Here is a 19,066-nt window from a genome sequence, read left to right as displayed (position 1 = left end):
GGCGGATCGACAACACGGACGGGGGAACCTAGCCGTACTTGCCTTGGACGGCGCTGTCGGCGATGGCGGTGACCACTTTGAACGCCTTCATCGCCGCGGTCATGTCCGCGGCGTCGAAGGCCACCCGCCGGACGCCGGTGTGCTCGACGGTCGGCACGATCGCGGCCGCCTGCGCGAGGTGGCTCGCGTCGAACTCGACCTCGATCCGGTGCGGGCCGATGACCGGTTCACACCGCCCGGCGCGGGCCATCGCGGCTTCGGCGGCCCCGGTCAGCTGCGCGGCGGTACGCGCCGGGGGAGTGCAGATCGCGGCGTACCGGCTCACGCACTCCTTCACGGCGACCAGTTCGGCGCCGGGCGCGTACTCCCGCGCCTGCGCACACGTCAGGTCGTCGCCACTGACCAGGAGCACCGGCACGCCGTACTCGGCGGCCAGTGCCGCGTTGAGGCTGCCCTCGCTCGCGGGTGCGCCGTCCAGCCAGACCCCGGTGATCTGGTTCGGCAGGTAGGTGTGGGAGAGCACGCCGTCGCACCCGGCGCCGGTGTGGTACCCGAGGAACACCACGCCGGCCACGCCGGAGTCGATGCCCTGCATCATCGACAGCGGCTTGTGCCGCCCGGTCAGCATGCGTGCTCGCGGATCGAGCTCCTCCAGCAGAAGGTTGCGCTGCGCCGAATGCGCCTCGTTGACCAGTACGTCGCCGGCGCCACCCGCACACAGCCCTGCGATGACGGCGTTGACGTCGCCGGTGAACAGGCGCCGGAAACGCTGCCACGGTTCGGTACCCGGCACCACGTCGTCGGTCCAGGTGACCCCGGTTGCACCCTCCATGTCGGCGGAGATCAAAATCCGCCGGTCCCCTGAGCCCACCACGCCAGGCTATCGGGGCATGCCGAATATCACGCTCAGTTGCGTGACGTTTTCGCCCTGCCGCGCGATCAATACGTAGCGGTGGCAACGCCTTCACGCCGGCCGACCGGCTGAGCGGTGGGCAACCGATGCTGCCGACGATGCAACCAATCGCACTGTGTAATCTCGAAGCTCAATATGGCGACCACCACAGACCCAGTGCCGAGCGCGAATACCAGCGCGAAACGGCCAGCGCGGACGCAGGAACAGCCCGGCGTCGGCGGGCCTTCGCGCTTCCCGTACCGCACGACCGCCATGGGCGTCATCGGCAGCATCCTGCTGCTGCTCGCCTCGTTCGGCGCGGCAGGAACCCTGGTTCACGACCCGCTGCTCAGCACCGGCCCGCTGTCCTGGATCCGGTACGGCCACGGCAGGGCAATCGCCACGGCGGTGCTGTACGTCGGTTTCGCTCTCGTGGTCTGGGCCTGGGTGCGGCTCGGCCGCTACGTGCTCGACGGCCGGGTCGGCACCAGAGCCGTCGTGGTGGCCGCGCTGTGCTGGATGGCGCCGCTGTTGATCGCGCCGCCACTGTTCACCAGGGACGTCTTCTCCTACCTCGGTCAGGGCGCGCAGCTGCTCTATGGTCTCGACCCCTACGCCTACGGACCGGCGGCGCTGGACACGTTGCCGAACGTGGTGCAGAACGTGCATCCGTTGTGGCAGACCACACCGGCGCCGTATGGACCACTGTTCCTGCTGGTCGCCAAGGTCATCGTGTCGATCACCGGCGACAACCTCATCGCCGGGGTCATTGTGAACCGGGCCGTCATGCTGGTCGGGCTCGCCGGCGTGCTGTGGGCGCTGCCGCGGCTCGTCCGGCATCTCGGCGGGAAGCTCCCGGTGACCATGTGGCTCGCGGTCGCCAGCCCGATGATGGTGATCCACCTCATCGGCGGCATCCACAACGACCTGCTGATGCTCGCGTTCCTCACCATCGGCGTGCTCGCCGCGCTGGAACGCAAGCACGCGCTGGCGATCGTGCTCGTCACCATCGGCATGCTGATCAAACCGACCGCCGCGATCGCACTGCCGTTCCTGGTGTGGGTGTGGGCCAACCACCTCCCGGAGGAAGAGACCCTCTTCCGCCGGTTCGTCAGGGCGGTCGTGCCCTCCCTCGGCATCTTCGGCGTGGTGTTCGTGGCCGGAACCTGGCTGTCGCTGGGGTCGTTCAACCTCGGCTGGATCACGGGCCTGCAGGCTCCGCAGATCATCACGAACTGGCTCAACTTTCCAACCGGCATCGGTGAGGTCTTCCACACACTCGTCAACCTGGTGGTGACCGTACCGGCCTCACCGTTCGTCGCGGTCGCCCGCGCCGCCGCATGGCTCGCGCTCGCGGCGTTGCTCGTGTGGCAGTGGTGGCAGTCGCGGCGGGGCGGTACCGAGGCGATCCTGCGGATGGCGATCGCCCTGCTCGCGGTGGCCATCCTGGCGCCTCCGACGCTGCCCTGGTACCTGACGTGGGGCTTCGTGATCGCATCGGCGTTCCCCTGGCGGCGCCTGCACCTGGCAGCCGTGGTGGCGGTGTCGGTCTTCCTGGTGCTGGTCTACTACCCGACCGGTGAGCAAGGACTGTACGACTGGTGGTTCATCGCCGGTGTCGTCGCGGCGAGCCTCTACGGTGCCGCGTCGTTGCTGCGGCCGGACCCGCTCGGTCTCATCGCCGCCTGGCGGAGGCTGCCGCAGCGCGGGCGCGACGACGACCGGACAACCAGCGCGGTCTAGGTCGCTGCCCAGCCGCGCCAGGTGGTGACGAGGGTGCGGACCACCGGCCCGTCCGGTGGCCGCTCGGCGTACTGCCGGTACTTCTCCCGCAATGCCCGCAGCGGTTCCCGGGTGGCCACCTCCTCGTGCAGGACCATGGCGGCGCCATCGGCGCGCACCCACCACAGCCGGGTCCAGTCGTCGTCGTAGTGATCGACGAGCAACGACACATTCGGATTGGCGGCGATGTTGCGCAGCCGCCGCAGATCCGTGGTCGTCTTGGGTTTGGCGTCCACCGCGAACACCACGAGGTCGCCGTCGACGGCGAAGGTCACCGGCACGAGGTGCGGGATGTTCGCCGGGCCGACCGTGGCCAACCTGGCAACCGGTGCTGCCGCAAACCGCCGCCGCGCCTCCCGCTCGGTCAACCGCATCCGACCAGCGTAGGCACAGAACGGCCACGAAGCGCTGCGCTGCCCCGGGCGAGCCTGATCTTCGAAGTTGGCCTAGGGTCGGTAGTGCCATGGCACGCGTTATTCATGTCTTCCGTCAGCCCGACCGTTTCGTTGCAGGAACCGTCGGGGAACCCGGCGACCGTACCTTCTACCTGCAGGCGTCGGAGAACACGCGCACGATCAGTGTGACGATCGAGAAACAGCAGGTAGCGGTCCTCGCGGAGCGGCTCGGCTCGCTGTTGGAGGAGGTCGCCAGCCGCTTCGGCGCCGACGTGCCGGAAGAGGTGCCCGACGATCTCATGGACACCGACCCGCTGGACGTTCCCGTCGAGGAGGAGTTCCGGGTCGGCACGATGGGGCTGGGCTGGGACGCCGAGAGCAAAGCGGTGGTGATCGAGCTGCTCGCGATCACCGAGAATGAGGTCGACGAGACCGTCGTGCTCGATGACACCGAGGAAGGCCCCGACGCCGTGCGGGTCTTCCTGAGCCCCGCCGTGGCCCGCGCTTTCGCCGCGCGGGCCGACCGTGTGGTCAACGCCGGCCGCAAGCCGTGCCCGCTCTGTGGTGAGCCGCTCGACCCGGCCGGCCACATCTGCCCCAGGTCGAACGGGTACCGCCGCAACACGGACCTGGCCGGCGAAGGCTGACCCCGACGTGGCAGGCACGCACCTCGACCCGGCCGATCCCGCTGCACTGGAGCTGATCCGGCGTGGCCGGCTGGAAGTCGAGGGCCGGCTGGTCGACGCATCCAACGTGACCCTGTTCTGCGCGGTCGAGCTGGACGGGATGACCGCCAACGCCGTGTACAAACCGGTACCGGGGGAGCGCCCATTGTGGGACTTCCCGGATGGCACGTTGGCCGGACGCGAGGTGGCGACCTATCTCATCGCCGAGGCGGCCGAGCTGGTGAACGTACCGCCGACCGTGTTGCGGGCCGGGCCGTTCGGCGAGGGCATGGTGCAGCTGTGGGTCGAGACGCGTGACGACGAGCTCGTCGACATCTGCGCCCCGGACGAGGTGCCCGAAGGCTGGCGGGTGGTGCTGCACGCGCACGATCGCCTCGGCGAGCCGGCCGTGCTGGTGCACGCCGACCGTCCGGGCATGCGGGAACTGGCCGTGCTGGACATCGTGGTCAACAACACCGACCGCAAAGGTGGGCATGTGCTCGCCGCGGAGAACGGCCGCATCTACGGCGTCGACCACGGCATCTGCCTGCACACCGACCCGAAACTCCGCACCGTGCTGTGGGGCTGGGTCGGAGAGCCGCTGCCCGGCGAGGTGCTGGACAAGCTGCGCAAGCTGCGCTGGGCGATCGACCACGAGCTGGGCGAGGCGCTCGCGCCGCACCTGACCCGCGTCGAGGTGGCGGCACTGAGCAAACGCACCGACACCCTGCTCTCCGACGGTGTGTTCCCGGCGCCGGCCGACGACTGGCGTGCCATTCCCTGGCCCCTGTTCTGACATCCGGCGCCGGGAGAGCCTCACCGGAAGGCGTCGGCGTGCTGGGCCACCCATTCGGCGTAGGTGGTGCCGCGCCGGCCCGTCGCCTCCGTGAAGCCCCGCTCGGGAACCATCCGCATCTCGTTGCCGCCGGACAACATGAAGTCGGTGAACTCCTCGCCGACACCCTGATCGAGCCACCGCTGCCTCGCCTGCTCGCGAGTGAGCTCGACATAGCGGACGTCCCTGCCGAGCACCTCACCGACGATCGCCACCTGCTCCGGGACCGTGAGCGCCTCCGGGCCGCTGAGCCCGTACTTTCGCCCCGCGTGACCGTCTCCGAGCAGCGCGGCAGTGGCAACGGCCGCGATGTCGGCCATGGCGATCGGGGTGTCGGTGGCCATGGGGAACGGTTCCCGCACGACGCCCTCGGCTCGCACGGAGTCGGCCCAGTCCACCGTGTTCTCCATGAACGCGCCCGGACACAGGAACGTCCAGTCCAGCCCGGCCGCCTGAACGGCACGCTCGATGGCCACGAACGACAGTGAATAGTCGTCCTGTGCGTCCTCGGTGGCCAGGATGGACGACAGCGCGACCACGTGACGGACCCCCGCCGCCCGCGCCAGCTCCGCGACGGTATCCACGGTCTGCGGCTTCGGCGCGAGGTACACCTTCTCGACGCCGTCGAGCGCGGCTGGCAGCGTGTCCGGCTTGCCGAGGAAACCGCGGTACACCTCGACATCGGCGGGCAACGCGGCTCGGACCGGGTCGATCGTCAGCGCACGCACCTTCACCCCACTGCCCCGCAGCTCGTCGACAACCATCCGGCCGATGTTGCCCGTCGCACCTGTCACCAGGATCGTCATACGTGAGGCCCCTATTCAGTACGCAATACGGAATAACTGCATCAGCCTACTCCGTACGATGCACGGAGTCATAGAATTGTCCAGGTGACGACCGACAACGACGGGATACGCGACCTCGCGCGCGGGATGCGCCTGCTGTGGCGTGCCACCGGTGGGGCGCGTCGTGGCCCCAAGCCCACGCTGACTGTCGACCAGGTCGTGCGGGCGGCCATCGAGATCGCCGACGCGCGCGGGCTGTCCGCGCTGTCGATGCGCGCGGTCGCGGACCGTCTCGGTGTCGGCACGATGTCGCTCTACACCTACGTTCCGGCGAAGGCGGAGCTGGTGAGTCTGATGCTGGACGCGCTCGACGCCGAGGGCACCCTGCCGCACACGATCGCGGGCTCGTGGCGCGAGAGGACCGAGTCGTGGGCCCGTGAGGACTGGGCGCTGTACCACCGGCACCCGTGGATGCTGCAGGCATCGGCCCGGCACCCGCTGGGCCCCAACACCATCCGGCGCTTCGACTCGGCACTCCGGTCGCTCGCCGCGACCGGCCTCCCGGTCGCCGAGCTGGTCGCGACCGCGGACGTCATCGACAACTACATTCGCGGCATGGCGCGGCGCTCGATCGAAAGCCGGGAACTCCAGCGGCGGACCGGTGTCAGCGAAGAGCGTTGGTGGGCCGAGCTCGAACCGCTGCTCACGCAGTACGTGACTGCCGACGAGTTTCCCGCCGTGCGCCAGGCGTGGGCAGGCGGCGCCTTCGCCAGCGATATCGACAGCTTCGACTACGGCCTGCAGCGCATCCTGGACGGCGTTGAGGGGCGGATCCGCGCACTGGACTGACCGGCGTGGCGGGCGGCACGGGCGACGCAGGCCAGCTAGGTTCTGCTCCCGTGCGCTCCCATTCCTATGACGACATCCTCGGCAGGCCCCGCAAGAAGAAGGTGCCGGAGGTGCCTGCCGAACGTGGTCTCGTGGTCGAGGAGCCGGCGAGCGGTTTCTGTGGAGCGCTGGTGCGGCTCGAGCACGGCAACGCTGTACTCGAGGACCGGCACGGCAACCAGCGGGTGTTCCCGCTCGCGCCCGCGGCGTTCCTGCTGGAGGGTCGGCCGGTCACTCTCGTGCCGGCACGCAAGCCCGCCAGGGCGGCACGGACGACGTCGGCGTCGGGTTCGGTCCGCGTCGAAGGGCTGCGTGCCCGCGTCGCGCGCGACTCGCGGATCTGGGTCGAGGGCAAGCACGACGCCGAACTGGTGGAACGGGTGTGGGGGCACGACCTGCGCGTGGAGGGCGTGGTCGTGGAGCCGCTCGACGGCGTGGACGTGCTCGCCGACCGGATCGCCGAGTTCGGCACCGGCCCCGGCCGCAGGCTCGGGGTCCTGGTGGACCATCTGGTGCCCGGCAGCAAGGAGTCCCGGCTCGTCGCGGCCGTGACCGACCCGCAGGTGCTCGTGACCGGTCACCCCTACGTCGACATCTGGCAGGCCGTCAAGCCCGCGGCCGTTGGCATCCGCGCCTGGCCCGAGGTGCCCCGCGGCGTGGACTGGAAGCGCGGCATCTGCGACGCGCTGGGCTGGGGTGAGCCCTACGAAGGCTGGCAGCGCGTGCTCGCCGGTGTGAGCAGTTTCCGCGATCTGGAGACACCACTGATCGGCGCCGTCGAACGGTTGATCGACTTCGTCACCGATCCGGCGGGGTAAGGATCCTCCGACTAGGTCACGCGTAGATCACTTCCCGTGATCTACTCAGTGGAAGTCGTAGCGATCTGGGAACATGTTCGCATGACAGCGGCGCTCATCTGGCTCATCGTCGGAGTCGGCCTGATTGTGGCCGAGGTTCTGTCCGGCGACTTCGTCTTGCTCATGCTCGGTATCGGAGCGCTCTTCGGCGCGGGGGCGGCCGCCCTGTCAGGCAATGCCTTCGTCGATGTCGCGGTGTTCGGGATCTCCTCGCTCGGCCTGCTGGTGCTGGCGAGACCCGCGCTGAAACGGAAGTTCCTGTCCGGTCCCGGCGTGAAGACCAACACCGATGCGCTGGTGGGAGCACGCGCCGTGACACTGTCTACTGTGGATGCCCACAGCGGCCAGGTGAAGCTGGCCGGAGACATCTGGTCCGCACGCAGCATCGCCGAAGGCGCTGTGATCGATCCCGGCACTACGGTGACCGTCGTGGAGATCTCCGGGGCGACCGCCATCGTGTCGGCAGAACCGTGATGGCCGGCGAGCCATCGCGGAACCGGTTCGACAATTGAAGGGGAGTAAGTAGTTTGTCCACGGCAGCGATAGTTGTTGTCGCCATCCTCGCGCTGCTCGTGATCGTCACGGTCGCGAAGGCGCTCATGGTGGTGCCCCAAGCGCAATCGGCGGTGATCGAGCGACTCGGCCGGTTCAAGACCGTCGCCTCACCCGGCCTGAACTTCCTGGTGCCGTTCCTGGACAAGGTGCGGGCCCGGGTCGACCTTCGCGAACAGGTCGTGTCGTTCCCGCCGCAGCCGGTGATCACCCAGGACAACCTGACCGTCTCGATCGACACCGTCGTGTACTTCCAGGTGACCGACTCGCGAGCGGCGGTCTACGAGATCTCGAACTACATCGTCGGTGTGGAGCAGCTGACCACGACCACCCTGCGTAACGTGGTCGGCGGCATGAGCCTGGAAGGCACGCTGACCTCACGCGACCAGATCAACCAGCAGCTGCGTGGTGTCCTCGACGAGGCCACGGGCCGCTGGGGCATCCGGGTCGCCCGGGTCGAGCTCAAGGCGATCGACCCGCCACCCTCCATTCAGGACTCCATGGAGAAGCAGATGCGCGCGGACAGGGAGAAGCGCGCGATGATCCTCACCGCCGAAGGTCAGCGGGAGTCCGCGATCAAGACGGCGGAAGGGCAGAAGCAGAGCCAGATCCTGGCCGCCGAGGGTGCCAAGCAGGCGGCGATCCTTGCCGCCGAGGCGGAGCGGCAGTCCCGCATCCTGCGCGCGCAGGGTGAGCGGGCGGCGCGTTACCTGCAGGCGCAGGGGCAGTCGAAGGCCATCGAGAAGGTGTTCGCAGCCATCAAGGCGAGCAAGCCGACGCCGGAGGTGCTTGCGTACCAGTACCTGCAGACGCTCCCGCAGATGGCGCAGGGCGATGCCAACAAGGTGTGGCTGGTGCCCAGCGACTACGGCAAGGCCCTCGAAGGCTTCGCCCGGCAGCTGGGTGCGCCCGGCGAGGACGGTATTTTCCGGTACGAGCCGCCCAAGGACGGCGAGATCTCGATGCCGGCGATGGACGACGATGAGGTCGCCAGCTGGTTCGACACCTCGACCGACCCGAAGGTCGCCGAGGCCGTGCGGGAGGCGGAAGCCGTTGCGCGCAAAGAGGTTCCCAGCCCGCTGAGCACATCGACCCCGCCGCACACCCCGCCGCCGGCGGCGGCGCCCGAACCGGGGGAGGCACCTGCCCCGCCGCCGCAGCAGCCGCAGCAGCCCGCGCCTCCGGCCGCCCCGCCGGCTGGGCCCTACGGTGCGGGCCCGGCGCAGAGCCGTCCGCCGCAGCCGGGGCCGTTCAACCCGCCACAGGGCGGGCCCTACCCACCGCAGAACCCGCCTTACGGCGGTCCGCCTCGCCAGCAGTAACGACGAGCACACAACAGCAGGGCGCCTCGGCGATCATCGCCGAGGCGCCCTGCGCCGTTAAGGGGACGCGCTCTCGGTGACCGGTGCCAGTGCCGGCCGTTTCGGACTGAGCGTGTCGCCGGAGGACTCGCCACGCAGACGGCGACCGAGCCATGGCATCGCGTGCTCGCGCGCCCAGTGCAGGTTCGCTCGCCTCACCTGCGCCGCGGTGAGCACGGCGGACGGGCCCAGCGTCGCCGGCGTGACCGTGTGCGGGACGCCGAGTGCGTCGAGCACGGTGGCGGCGATGTGCGTGTGCCCGAGACCGTTGAGGTGGATGCGATCGGCTGACCACAGGCGGCGATCGCGCAGCACCCGCATCGCCCACATGTCGACCAGCAGCGTGCGGTGCCGCGCGGCGATGAGCCGGACGTGCTCGTTGTAGATCGCGGTACGCCCGCGCATGCGCCGGAACAGCGGATCCTCGACCCCGTCGACACCGGTGAACAACACGACGGTCGCACCGGTGGCCGCGAGCTTTCCGACCGCGTGGTCGTAGCTGTCGGCCAGACCATCGATGTCGATCTTCGGGCGCATCAGGTCGTTGCCGCCCGCGTACAGGGTCACCAGGTCGGGTCGCATGGCGAGCGCCGGTTCGAGCTGCTCGGCGAGGACCTGTGGCAGCAGCCTGCCGCGGATGGCCAGGTTGGCGTAGCTGAGCCCGGGATTGTGCCGGGCGAGCTGCTCGGCGGTGCGGTCGGCCCAGCCGCGCACGCCGTTGGGGCACGCGGGATCGTCGTCACCGACACCTTCGCTGAACGAGTCGCCGAGCACGACGAAGCGGTCGATCATAAACGGCACTGTATCGGCGTGGTCGTGACGCTTCCTCACCTGCGCTGCCGCTCGCGGTGCTCGGCCACATGGACGCGGGTGGCGCAGCGGGTCGAGCAGTACCGCCGTCTGCCGTTGCGGGAAGTGTCGACGAAAACGACGCCGCAGCCCTGCCGTAGGCACACCCCGATGCGGTCGGGGTCCTCGCACAGCAGGTGGGCGAGCCCGCCCACCGTGTAGGCCTGGATGCGTCGGACGGGATCCTCACCCTCCCCGGCATAGTGCAGGTGCGGCGGTTTGCCGTCGTGGCGCGAGATGTAGGGGCGGCAGGCCGAATCGGCGAGCAGGGTGTTGAGCAGTTCGACCCTGGTGTGCAGGTCCGTCTCTGTGAATACCGGCCGCAGTCGTTGCGCCCAGTCGGCGACACACGCGGCGTCCTGCTCGGTCAACGCGGTGAGAGAGGAGCCCTCACCGCTCATGATCGCGGCGAGGTCGGCTGCTGGCACCCGCCCGGCGTTCACCACGGCCGCGGCGACCCTGGCAGCCGCCCCACCGTAAGGGTTGAAATCCACTTATTCATTACATCACGATGGCGACATGACCGACCAACATCGCTGCCCGCACTGCGGGTGGCCGGCACGCGAACTGCCAGCCGACTCGGTTCATGCCAGCTCCCGCGGCAGGCTCAGCTACCGGCGCTGCCTGTGCGGCAGCTGGCTGCTGGAGCTCGACGGCGTCGTGCTCGGCGCCACCCGCACGGCCGCCCCGCGCCGTTAGAGCGCCTGCTCAGCGCTGGCCGCGGTGCTCGGCGAGGATCTGCGCGAGCGTGTGGGCCGGCGAGCTGTCGAGCTTGTGCCGATGGGCGTCGTAGCGGTCACGCGTGGTGCGGATGTCGGCGTGCCCCAGCAGGTCCTGGACCTTCTGGACCGGCACGTTGTGCGCCAGCAGCAGTGTGCCGGTGGTCCGCCGCGCCGTGTGTGGCGAGATGCTGGTCGCCGCCGGAAGCCCCGCCGCCGTGGCGAACCGGCGCAACGCCTGCCACACGTCGCGCTGCCGCAGCGCCTTGCCGCCGGGTTTGGCCGGGTCGTGCGGGTGCGGCGTCGTGGCCAGCAGCGGTCCGGTCAGCCGTTCGGCCGGCACACCGAACCGCGCCGAGCGGGCGGCGAGGTAGCGGGCCAGCGGCCGGACCGCCGGAGCCACCAGCGGGACGAAGTCCCGCTGCCCGCCCTTGCCGGTGTAGCGCAGGATCGTGTGCCCCGAGTCGGTGTCCAGATCCGCGACGGTCGCGGTGGTGATGCCGGAGACCCGCAGGCCGGTATAGAACAGCAGGGCCACCAGCGCCGCGTCCCGCCACGCGGCCTCACTGTCCAGCCGTGCGGCGCGGCTTTCGACGTGGTCGAGCAACGCCGCTGTCGAGCGCTCGTCGAGCGCGGGCAGTGGGGACGCCTTGGCCCGCTTCGGCCGGGTCACCGCCCCGATCGGGTTGTTGTCGGTGACGTCGTTGGACTGCAGGTAGCGGTACCAGCTGGACACGCCTGCGAGCGTGCGGGCCAGGGTCGACGGCGCCGCGGGACGGGGCAGGCCGTCGCGCCCGGTGACGGTCAACGTCGTCTTCCAGGCGTCGACGTCCGCGCGGCGCGCCCGCAGCGGGTCGAGGCCGGTGCGGGCGCACCACGCCAGCCAGGCAGCCAGATCGGCGTAGTAGGCCCTGCGCGTGTGCTCACTCTTGTCCACGCTGAGCCACAGCATGGTCACGTGGCGGATGGCGTAGCGATCCGCGGGGTCGGCAGGAGGCAGTGCGGGCAGCAGTTCCACCGCCTCGGCCAGCGACTCTGTGGTGGCCTGGCGCAGGGCGAGCTCACGCGATCCGGTGTTGTCGATCATGGTGGGTGCGATTGTGCCCTGTCGCTTGCGAAAAAAGTTGGAAAAGATGTCGGCGAGGTGTCGATCGCCGGGGGTGGTGTTCGACGCGTGTGTGAAAGCCGGCGAGCAAGGCGTCCGGCGCGAACGAGGGAGATCCTTCAGATGCGGTTCATGATGATCGTCAAGGCTACCGACGACTCCGAGTCGGGCAAGATGCCCACCGAGGCGCAGCTCGCCGAGATGGGCAAGTACAACGAGGAGCTGGTGAACGCCGGCGTGCTGCTCGATGGCAACGGCCTGCTGGGGAGCTCGACAGGTGTGCGCGTGCAGTTCACCGGCAAGGGGCAGACCACCGTCGTCGACGGCCCGTTCACCGAGACCAAGGAGCTCGTCGCCGGTTACTGGATCATCGACGTCAAGTCCAAGGACGAGGCGATCGAGTGGGCCAAGCGGGTGCCCTTCGTCGACGGCGAGATCGAGGTCCGCAAGGTTGCCGAGGCCGAGGACTTCGGCGACAGCTTCACGCCCGAGCTGCAGGAGGCGGAGGAGGAGCTGCGGCAGCGGGTCGAGCGCCAGCAGAACAAGTAGTACCGCTTTGCCGCGCGGCCGCACAGCTGCTTGCTGTGCCGGTAGCTACATTTGCGGCTGTGACGGTTGCAGGGGAGGCCCATCGCGCGATCGATGCGGTGTGGCGGATCGAGTCGCCACGGCTCATCGCCGGGCTCGTGCGGATGACGCACGACGTCGGCGCCGCCGAGGAGCTCGCACAGGACGCGCTGGTGGCCGCGCTGGAGCAATGGCCGGAGTCAGGCGTACCGGGTAACCCGGGCGCCTGGCTCATGGCCGTCGCCAAGCGGCGGGCGATCGACCAGTTCCGCCGCCAGGAACGGTTCGAGCGCAAGGTCGAGGAGCTCGGCCGGGATCTGGACACCCGGGAGGTTCCTGAGCCGGAACCGGATGACATCGGCGACGACCTGCTGCGACTGGTGTTCACCGCATGCCATCCCGTGCTGTCAACCGACGCGCGCGTCGCGCTCACGCTCCGGCTGCTGGGTGGGCTGACCACCGACGAGATCGCCAGGGCGTTCCTGGCGCCGGAGCCGACGGTCGCGCAGCGCATCGTGCGCGCCAAGCGGACTCTGGCGAAGAAGAAGGTGCCGTTCGAGGTGCCACAGGGGGAGGAGCTGGCCGGCCGGCTCTCCTCGGTGCTGGAAGTCGTGTACCTCATCTTCAACGAGGGCTACTCGGCAACAGCCGGTGATGACTGGATGCGGCCGGAGTTGTGCGCCGAGGCGTTGCGGCTCGGCCGGGTGCTGGCCCGGCTCGCCCCGCGGGAGCCGGAGGTCCACGGCCTCGTGGGGTTGATGGAGATCCAGCAGTCCCGTACCAACGCGAGAACCTCCCGCTCCGGGGAGCCCATCCTGCTGTTGGATCAGGACCGCGGCAGATGGGACCAGCTACTCATCCGGCGCGGGCTCGCGGCGCTGGAGCAGGCTGAGTCGCTCACCGACAGCCGTGGCCCCTACACGCTGCAGGCGGCGATCGCGGCCTGCCACGCCAGGGCCCGCACGGCGGCGGCGACCGACTGGGACCGGATCACGGCGCTCTACGGTGAGCTCGCGGCGGTGACCTCATCGCCGGTGGTGGAGCTGAACAGGGCGGTCGCGCTCGCCATGGCTGAAGGACCCGCGGCCGGGCTGGCAGTGGTGGACGAGCTGACCGAGGAGCCGGCACTCGAGCACTACCACCTGCTGCCGAGCGTGCGCGGCGACTTCCTCGTCAAACTGGGCCGCCACGCGGAGGCACGCAGGGAGTTCGAGCGCGCCGCGTCGCTCACCAGGAACGAACGGGAGCGCAGCCTGCTGCGTGAGCGCGCCGAGCAGGCCGCGGCGGCAGTGGGGTTCAGCCCTGGCTGAGATCGGTCCGGACGGCCAGCACGGCGAGCCGGACCCGGTTCGGGATGCCGGTCTTGGTCATCAGGCTCGCCACATGCGTCTTCACCGTGGTGATGCCGATGTGCAGCCGCTGCGCGATCTCGCCATTGGACAGCCCGTCGCCGATGAGGGCGAGCACGTCCCGCTCCCTTTCGGTCAGCTGCGCCAGGTCCGGCTGCCGGTCCGCGCCCTGTTCCCGCGCGGTGACGGCGGTCCGGATGAGCCTGCGCAGCACGGCCTGGCTGAACGGCGAGTCGCCCGCGGCGATACGCCGGATCGCCCCGAGCACCTCCTCGGGGGCCGCGTCCTTGGCGAGGAACCCGTGCGCACCGGCAGCCAGGGCAGGGTAGAGGTGGTCGTCGTCGTCGAACGTGGTCAGCACCAGAATGCGGGTGGCGGGGCGGGCGGCCAGGATGCGGCTGGTGGCCGTGATCCCGTCGACACCGGGCATCCGCAGGTCCATGACCACCACATCGGGTGTGAGCTGCTCGGCCAGCTGCGTGGCGTGGTGGCCGTTGTCGGCCTCGCCGACCACCTCGAGGTCCTCGGTCGTACCGCAGAGCATGCGCAGGCCCGCGCGCACGAGCTGCTGGTCGTCCACCAGCAGTACCCGGATCATCGCAGCGCCTCCACAGCGCCGGTGGGCACGGCGACGGACAGCTCCCAGCCCTGCGCCAGCGCCCCGGCATGCATGCTGCCGCCGAGAAGCTCGACGCGTTCCCGGATGCCGACCAGCCCGAAACCACCGTCCCGGGGATCGCTCGCGGCGCTACCGCCACCGTCGTCGCGTACCTCCACGCGCACCTCGTCGGTCAGCGCACGGACACGAAGGCTCGCCTTCGTCCGCGCCCCGGCATGTTTGATCACGTTGGTCAGGCCCTCTTGTACCACTCGCAGGACCGCGAGCCGCCGCATGGCATCCAGTGCGGTGACCGCGGGATCGATTTCGGCATCCAGTATCAGGCCCGCGCTGCGTGCCCGTTCGACGGTGGCCACGAGCGCACCGGCGAGGCCGTCCGGCTCGGCCAGTGCGGCACCTGCCTCGCCTGCGATGCTGGCCGGGTCACGCAGTGTCGACACCAGCCGCCGCAGGTCGGTCAACGCCGTCCGAGCGGTGTCGTGCACGTCGGCGAGTGCCTTGCCGACCTCCGGCTCGGCGGTACCGAGGGCGACCCGCGCCGCGCCGACACGCATGGCGACCGAGGCCATGTAATGCGCCACCAGGTCGTGCAGTTCTCTGGCGATCGCGGTCCGCTCGGCCGCGCGGGCCTCGAGCACCGCGGTCTCCCGCTGGTGGCGCGCTTCCATCGCCACGCGCAGCACGGAACGGATGTAGAGGCCGAGCAGCATGGGCGGCAGGGTCGCCAGCGCGATCGATGGCACCATCAGGGCCGAATCCAGGTCCGGCAGGTTCACCACCACCATGGCGGCGAAGTACGCGGTGCCGCCAAGCCAGCACGGGAGGCCGTGCCTGCGCATCATCAACTCGCCGACCGCGATGACCGCCAGCGCGAACAGCAGTGGCCAGGCCACCGGCGCCGGCACGACCCACGCGCCGAGTATGACCAGCGCCGACTGCGTCACCGTGACCACCATCGGCAGCCGCCCACCCGCGATGGTCGCCACCGCTGATGCCGTCCCCAGTGTCCAGTCCCACTTCCCGGCCTGCAGCGGGCTGCTGAGCACCGACAGGTAGGCGACGGTGCTCACCAGCGGGACGAAGCGGATCGGTGCCCAGACCAGCAGGGGAAACCGCTGTAAGAAGCGGGAAAGCACAACACGACAGTAGGCAGCCGGGGCACGGCATACCTCCTCCCGGGGAAGGAGCCGGATCTCGTACTCCCGGACATCAGGTCTGGCCCCCCAGCCGAGGGAAAACCGGACGCGTGCTGCCATTGTCGGGCATATGACCATGAGCTCCCGGCGCGGGCTGTCCCTGTTCCTCGAGGCAGCCGTGCGGCAGCCCAAGCTCGTTGGCGCGGTGCTGCCCAGCTCCCGCGATCTCGGAAGGCAGCTGACCACGGTCGTTCCGCGGTCCGGCAGGCCCACCGTGGTCGAGCTCGGTCCGGGCAGCGGCGCCGTCAGCGAGGTCATCGCCCAGCGGCTGCCTGTCGAGGGCAAGCATTTCGCCGTCGAGATCAACCCGGATCTGGCCGAGCATCTGCGGCGCACCTATCCGCGGATGTCGGTGCTGTGCGGGGATGCCGGGCAGCTGCAGCCGATGCTGGCCGACGCCGGCGTCAGCCAGGTCGATGCCGTGGTCAGCGGACTGCCCTGGTCGTTGTTCGACGTGGAGGCTCAGCGGCGGGTGCTCAGCCAGGTGTGTGCAGCGCTCGCGCCCGGTGGGGGATTCAGCACCTTCGCCTACCGGCACGCCACCCGGCTGGCCGGGGCGCGCCGGTTCCGCGAACTGCTGCACGCCTGCTTCGACGAGGTGATCGTCACCCGCACGGTATGGCGCAACCTGCCGCCCGCTCTGGTCTACGTGTGCCGCCGCCCGCTCGGCGGCACTGCCGATGTTTGACGTCCTGGTCTGGCTGCGTGGGCTGCCGCAACCATTGCTGCTGCTCAGCGCCTGGCTACTGATCGCGGCGGAGGCCGCGCTGCTGATCGGGGTGGTGTTGCCCGGTGCGAGTGCGGTGATCGCACTCGGTGTGCTCGCGCGGGGCGACGTGGCCGATCCGCTGCTCGCCGCGGTGACGGCGGCCGCCGCCGCGGTCACCGGGACCCAGCTGGCGTACCTGCGGGGACGGCAGGGCGCGCTCCCGGCCCCCGGCCGGCTCCGTCGCCCACGGGAGCACGCGGTACGGCTGCTGCACCGGCTCGGCCCGACCGCGGTCGGCGCGGCCCAGTGGCTGGTCGGGGTGCGGACGCTGACTCCCCGGCTGGCCGGTTACGCGGGCATCCGGTACCGGCGGTTCGCGAGTGTGAGTGTGCCGATGGCGGCGGTCTGGGGTGCGGGGCTGACCATGCTCGGTTACCTGGCCGCCTCGGCCTACGGCTCGCTGACGCAGTGGTTCGGCGCCGGCACACTGGCGTTGCTCGTGCTGGCCGGTGCGGGTGCGTGGTTGTGGCGCAGGCGCACCCGGTCAGCCGAGGGGGTCGGGTACCGCGTCCGCGCCGGCTCGGCAGCGTTGCCCCAGGGAACGCCATGCCGAGGCGCCAGCGGAGCCGGTGAGCGGGTCACCGTGTCCGAAACAGACCACGTCGGCCGGCACCTGGGTGAGGCGGGCGAATGACTCCCTGGCCAGCGCGCGGTCGGTGTTGAAGGGCCCCAGCAGCAGGCCGTTCGGTGAGTTCGCGATCAGGTCACCGGTGAACAGCACGCCGTGAGCGGGCAGCCGGATGGCGATGCTGCCGTCGGTGTGCCCCGGTGTGTGGATCACCTGGGCGCCGCCACCGAAGTCGATGGGGCCACCGTCGGACAGTTCGGTGTCGACCGGGCACGGGGGAGCGTCCGGGAGGCCGGCCGCGACCTGCTGGTAGAGCGGCATCTCATGCTCGGTGAAAACCGGCTCGGCTTGGGCGCGCTCCCCGCGCACCACGGGAGCGTCCATCCGATGTGCCATGACCTCGACATCGCCCCAGCCGCGGACGTCGGCCGCTGAGCCCGCGTGGTCGGCATGGCAGTGCGTGAGCACAACCCGGCGCAGGTCCGCACGACGAAAACCGAGCTCGGCGAAGGCGGCGGCGAGCTCGTCGGCGGAACCGGGCGTGCACGTGTCCACCAGCGTCAGCTGGGAGCCGTCCTGCCACAGGTAGGCCTGGCCGATTGTGGTCCTGATCAGCTGCAGCTCGGCGCGTAGCGGGACGATGTCCATGAGGCCGACGGTAGCCCGGCAGGCAGAGCCCTTGAAGGGGCCGCCGTCGTACTCGGGAAAATCGGGCGGATATGGCTAACCTGGGGTTTCGTTTTCACCGCCGCGGACCATTCGACGACAGAAATGGACGACGAGTAACCCCGAAAAACATACGAGCGGAAGTAAATCCGTGCCGCGCGATGGCAAGCGGGCTCGGCGTGCGGATCCGGGTGGACGCGTTCCACCGAATGGTGGGTCCACTTGAGATTCGCTGCGGTGACCGGTTTCTCCGCGGCGTCGAAATCGCGGAAGTTGCGCCGGAGAAGTGTGGCGGCGATGGCGCGTACCAACGGCGAGGATGGCCGGGCCACGCATTCCGCGGCGGGGTGACCGGCCTGCCATCGCGGCCGATGATCAAGCCGGTCGAGCTGGGCCAGCTCGCCGTCGATGTCGATCTCGATGGCGCCGAAGAAGTTGATGTTCTCGTTTGGCGCTAAGCCAAGATCACCTGTATTGACCCCTACCGCCAGCAGCGCTCTGATCACTTGCCCGATCGTTGACTACAATCTGTTGCGGACGTTGACTATGGGTAAGGGGAGACATGAGCGCCAATCTCGACTTCGACATCCCGTTCGCGTTCCACGTCAATCCTGAGCTGGACCAGGCACGACAGCGCAACCGGCGGTGGCTGGCCGAGCACGGACTGCTGGCCGGCGGAACCGAGCACGCCGCCCACGCCGGTGTCGACGTGGAGCGGCTGGCCGCATACGCCTATCCGCACGCACGGGGAGCAGACGTGGATCTGGCGATGCGCTTCGCCAGCTTCTTCCTGCTCTACGACGACCAGTTCACCTACCAACTCGGCCAGGATCCCCGCGCGGTCGCCGCCGTGGCCGACCAGTTCGCCGAGGTAGTCCGGGGCCATCGGCCGTCGGCGGATGCGCCGAAACTGGTCACCGCCCTGGACGAGATTTGGCAGGACTGGTGTGCGGGAATGTCGCCGACATGGTGCAGGCGCAGCGCCTACCACTGGGAGCAGTACTTCGTGATCCCGGCACACGAGGCTGCCCTGCGCGCCCGTGGCATCGTGCCCGCCGAGGACTGCTTCATGGAACTGCGGGACATCAGCGGCTTCATGTATCCCATCCTGGATTTGTGCGATCGCGTCGGCGGCTACGAACTCGACCCGGTCGTGTTCCACGCGCCTGAACTGTCCGTGCTGCGCCACATCACCGTCCAGGTGGTCAGCTTCGCCAATGACATCGCCTCGGCCGACAAGGAACGCCGCGACGGCGAAACCGACAACTTGGTGCTGGTGTATGAGCATCGCCGCGGCCTGTCCCCGCAGGACGCAGTGGAGCGTGCTCGTGCTCTGGTCAACGCCCGCGTGCGCCGATTCATCGAGCTGGAGGCCGAGCTGCCGGCCGTGTGTGATGCACTGGGCCTGCCGGACGATCAGCACCGCGCCGTGTTCCGCTACGCCCGCGATCTGCGGGCCTGGATCAGCGGGTACTGCCAATGGCAGCGCGAAACCCACCGCTACAGCCCCGGAGGTCCGGGAAACTTCCCCCGCAACGAACACCACATGATGGCCCCACGCTGATCGGGACACACCTGATTCCTGAGATCACTGGTCAGGAGCCTACTCAGCCATATCCGGCCGACTTCCCGCGACTACAACGGGGA

At 69.6% G+C, this 19,066-nt stretch carries 22 protein-coding genes and 1 pseudogene; 13 read left to right on the top strand and 10 right to left on the bottom strand.

Annotation, left to right across the window (positions count from 1 at the left end; translation table 11 throughout):
• Positions 1-28 precede the first annotated feature (28 nt).
• Entirely contained in the window at positions 29-847 is an 819-nt protein-coding gene (locus ABZ863_RS04275) for a M55 family metallopeptidase (RefSeq protein ID WP_358531244.1), read from the bottom strand.
• 201 nt (positions 848-1,048) lie between these two features.
• Here ABZ863_RS04275 and mptB point away from each other — a divergent pair, with 201 nt between their 5' ends.
• Complete coding sequence (gene mptB / locus ABZ863_RS04270; RefSeq protein WP_358530947.1) at positions 1,049-2,635, top strand: polyprenol phosphomannose-dependent alpha 1,6 mannosyltransferase MptB; 1,587 nt, start codon at positions 1,049-1,051, stop codon at positions 2,633-2,635.
• On the opposite strand, the gene ABZ863_RS04265 is transcribed toward mptB, so the two are convergent.
• Positions 2,632-3,048 carry a TIGR03668 family PPOX class F420-dependent oxidoreductase gene (locus ABZ863_RS04265; RefSeq protein WP_358530945.1) on the bottom strand — a complete coding sequence of 139 codons (417 nt, stop codon included), beginning with the start codon at positions 3,046-3,048 and terminating at the stop codon, positions 2,632-2,634. The genes mptB and ABZ863_RS04265 overlap by 4 nt on opposite strands.
• A gap of 89 nt (positions 3,049-3,137) precedes the next feature.
• Between ABZ863_RS04265 and ABZ863_RS04260 the strand changes: the two genes are divergently transcribed.
• Together ABZ863_RS04260 and ABZ863_RS04255 are read left to right on the top strand one after the other, a co-directional pair.
• Entirely contained in the window at positions 3,138-3,716 is a 579-nt protein-coding gene (locus ABZ863_RS04260; protein ID WP_358530943.1) for a DUF3090 domain-containing protein, read from the top strand.
• A 7-nt stretch (positions 3,717-3,723) separates the two neighbouring features.
• Positions 3,724-4,530, top strand: a complete 807-nt coding sequence (locus tag ABZ863_RS04255) for an SCO1664 family protein (protein WP_358530941.1) — start codon at positions 3,724-3,726, stop codon at positions 4,528-4,530.
• A gap of 20 nt (positions 4,531-4,550) precedes the next feature.
• Here the strand turns inward: ABZ863_RS04255 and ABZ863_RS04250 are convergent, their stop codons facing one another.
• A complete protein-coding gene (locus tag ABZ863_RS04250) occupies positions 4,551-5,363 on the bottom strand; it encodes an NAD(P)H-binding protein (protein ID WP_358530939.1) in 813 nt (270 codons plus the stop codon).
• 96 nt (positions 5,364-5,459) lie between these two features.
• Here ABZ863_RS04250 and ABZ863_RS04245 point away from each other — a divergent pair, with 96 nt between their 5' ends.
• The 4 genes from ABZ863_RS04245 (at position 5,460) to ABZ863_RS04230 (ending at position 8,973) form a co-directional block, all read left to right on the top strand.
• Complete coding sequence (locus ABZ863_RS04245) at positions 5,460-6,203, top strand: TetR/AcrR family transcriptional regulator (protein ID WP_358530937.1); 744 nt, start codon at positions 5,460-5,462, stop codon at positions 6,201-6,203.
• A gap of 50 nt (positions 6,204-6,253) precedes the next feature.
• Positions 6,254-7,060: a DUF3097 domain-containing protein gene (locus ABZ863_RS04240; RefSeq protein WP_358530935.1), complete on the top strand. Its 807-nt coding sequence runs from the start codon at positions 6,254-6,256 to the stop codon at positions 7,058-7,060.
• Between the two features lie 81 nt (positions 7,061-7,141).
• The gene (locus ABZ863_RS04235; protein ID WP_358530933.1) at positions 7,142-7,573 is read left to right on the top strand and encodes an NfeD family protein; all 432 of its coding nucleotides are present in this window, start codon (positions 7,142-7,144) and stop codon (positions 7,571-7,573) included.
• A gap of 125 nt (positions 7,574-7,698) precedes the next feature.
• On the top strand, positions 7,699-8,973 hold the full coding sequence (locus tag ABZ863_RS04230) for an SPFH domain-containing protein (RefSeq protein WP_358531242.1): 1,275 nt from the start codon (positions 7,699-7,701) through the stop codon (positions 8,971-8,973).
• A 57-nt stretch (positions 8,974-9,030) separates the two neighbouring features.
• On the opposite strand, the gene ABZ863_RS04225 is transcribed toward ABZ863_RS04230, so the two are convergent.
• Positions 9,031-9,804, bottom strand: coding sequence for an SGNH/GDSL hydrolase family protein (locus ABZ863_RS04225; RefSeq protein WP_358530932.1), 774 nt, complete (start codon positions 9,802-9,804; stop codon positions 9,031-9,033).
• A gap of 35 nt (positions 9,805-9,839) precedes the next feature.
• Positions 9,840-10,355, bottom strand: coding sequence for a CGNR zinc finger domain-containing protein (locus tag ABZ863_RS04220; protein WP_358530930.1), 516 nt, complete (start codon positions 10,353-10,355; stop codon positions 9,840-9,842).
• A 25-nt stretch (positions 10,356-10,380) separates the two neighbouring features.
• Here ABZ863_RS04220 and ABZ863_RS04215 point away from each other — a divergent pair, with 25 nt between their 5' ends.
• The gene (locus tag ABZ863_RS04215; RefSeq protein ID WP_358530929.1) at positions 10,381-10,560 is read left to right on the top strand and encodes a hypothetical protein; all 180 of its coding nucleotides are present in this window, start codon (positions 10,381-10,383) and stop codon (positions 10,558-10,560) included.
• 9 nt (positions 10,561-10,569) lie between these two features.
• On the opposite strand, the gene ABZ863_RS04210 is transcribed toward ABZ863_RS04215, so the two are convergent.
• Entirely contained in the window at positions 10,570-11,667 is a 1,098-nt protein-coding gene (locus ABZ863_RS04210; protein ID WP_358530928.1) for a tyrosine-type recombinase/integrase, read from the bottom strand.
• Positions 11,668-11,808: 141 nt separating this feature from the next.
• Here ABZ863_RS04210 and ABZ863_RS04205 point away from each other — a divergent pair, with 141 nt between their 5' ends.
• Positions 11,809-12,234, top strand: coding sequence for a YciI family protein (locus ABZ863_RS04205; RefSeq protein WP_358530926.1), 426 nt, complete (start codon positions 11,809-11,811; stop codon positions 12,232-12,234).
• 59 nt (positions 12,235-12,293) lie between these two features.
• Positions 12,294-13,562 (top strand): RNA polymerase sigma factor, encoded by a 1,269-nt coding sequence (locus tag ABZ863_RS04200; RefSeq protein WP_358530924.1) that lies wholly within the window; start codon positions 12,294-12,296, stop codon positions 13,560-13,562.
• Here ABZ863_RS04200 and ABZ863_RS04195 read toward each other — a convergent pair.
• Complete coding sequence (locus ABZ863_RS04195) at positions 13,549-14,199, bottom strand: response regulator transcription factor (RefSeq protein ID WP_358530922.1); 651 nt, start codon at positions 14,197-14,199, stop codon at positions 13,549-13,551. The two genes, ABZ863_RS04200 and ABZ863_RS04195, sit on opposite strands and share 14 nt — an antisense overlap.
• Complete coding sequence (locus tag ABZ863_RS04190; protein ID WP_358530921.1) at positions 14,196-15,356, bottom strand: histidine kinase; 1,161 nt, start codon at positions 15,354-15,356, stop codon at positions 14,196-14,198. Before ABZ863_RS04190 ends, ABZ863_RS04195 begins: the two co-directional genes overlap by 4 nt.
• A 130-nt stretch (positions 15,357-15,486) precedes the next feature.
• Between ABZ863_RS04190 and ABZ863_RS04185 the strand changes: the two genes are divergently transcribed.
• The gene (locus ABZ863_RS04185) at positions 15,487-16,104 is read left to right on the top strand and encodes a methyltransferase domain-containing protein (protein WP_358530919.1); all 618 of its coding nucleotides are present in this window, start codon (positions 15,487-15,489) and stop codon (positions 16,102-16,104) included.
• A pseudogene (locus tag ABZ863_RS04180) lies at positions 16,097-16,549 on the top strand (VTT domain-containing protein); the annotation flags it as partial. The gene ABZ863_RS04185 and the pseudogene ABZ863_RS04180, both read left to right, overlap by 8 nt.
• Positions 16,550-16,669: 120 nt before the next feature.
• On the opposite strand, the gene ABZ863_RS04175 reads toward ABZ863_RS04180, so the two are convergent.
• Positions 16,670-17,401 (bottom strand): MBL fold metallo-hydrolase, encoded by a 732-nt coding sequence (locus tag ABZ863_RS04175; RefSeq protein ID WP_358530917.1) that lies wholly within the window; start codon positions 17,399-17,401, stop codon positions 16,670-16,672.
• Positions 17,365-17,925 carry a hypothetical protein gene (locus ABZ863_RS04170; protein ID WP_358530915.1) on the bottom strand — a complete coding sequence of 187 codons (561 nt, stop codon included), beginning with the start codon at positions 17,923-17,925 and terminating at the stop codon, positions 17,365-17,367. The genes ABZ863_RS04175 and ABZ863_RS04170 overlap by 37 nt, the downstream gene beginning before the upstream one ends.
• A 56-nt stretch (positions 17,926-17,981) precedes the next feature.
• Between ABZ863_RS04170 and ABZ863_RS04165 the strand changes: the two genes are divergently transcribed.
• Entirely contained in the window at positions 17,982-18,983 is a 1,002-nt protein-coding gene (locus tag ABZ863_RS04165; protein ID WP_358530913.1) for a hypothetical protein, read from the top strand.
• Positions 18,984-19,066 lie beyond the last annotated feature (83 nt).

This window comes from Saccharomonospora sp. NPDC046836 (genome assembly GCF_040645195.1).
Lineage (GTDB): Bacteria > Actinomycetota > Actinomycetes > Mycobacteriales > Pseudonocardiaceae > Prauserella_A.
The sequence above is the reverse complement of the archived record's forward strand: the minus strand, read 5'-3'. Positions and strand labels throughout refer to the sequence as shown.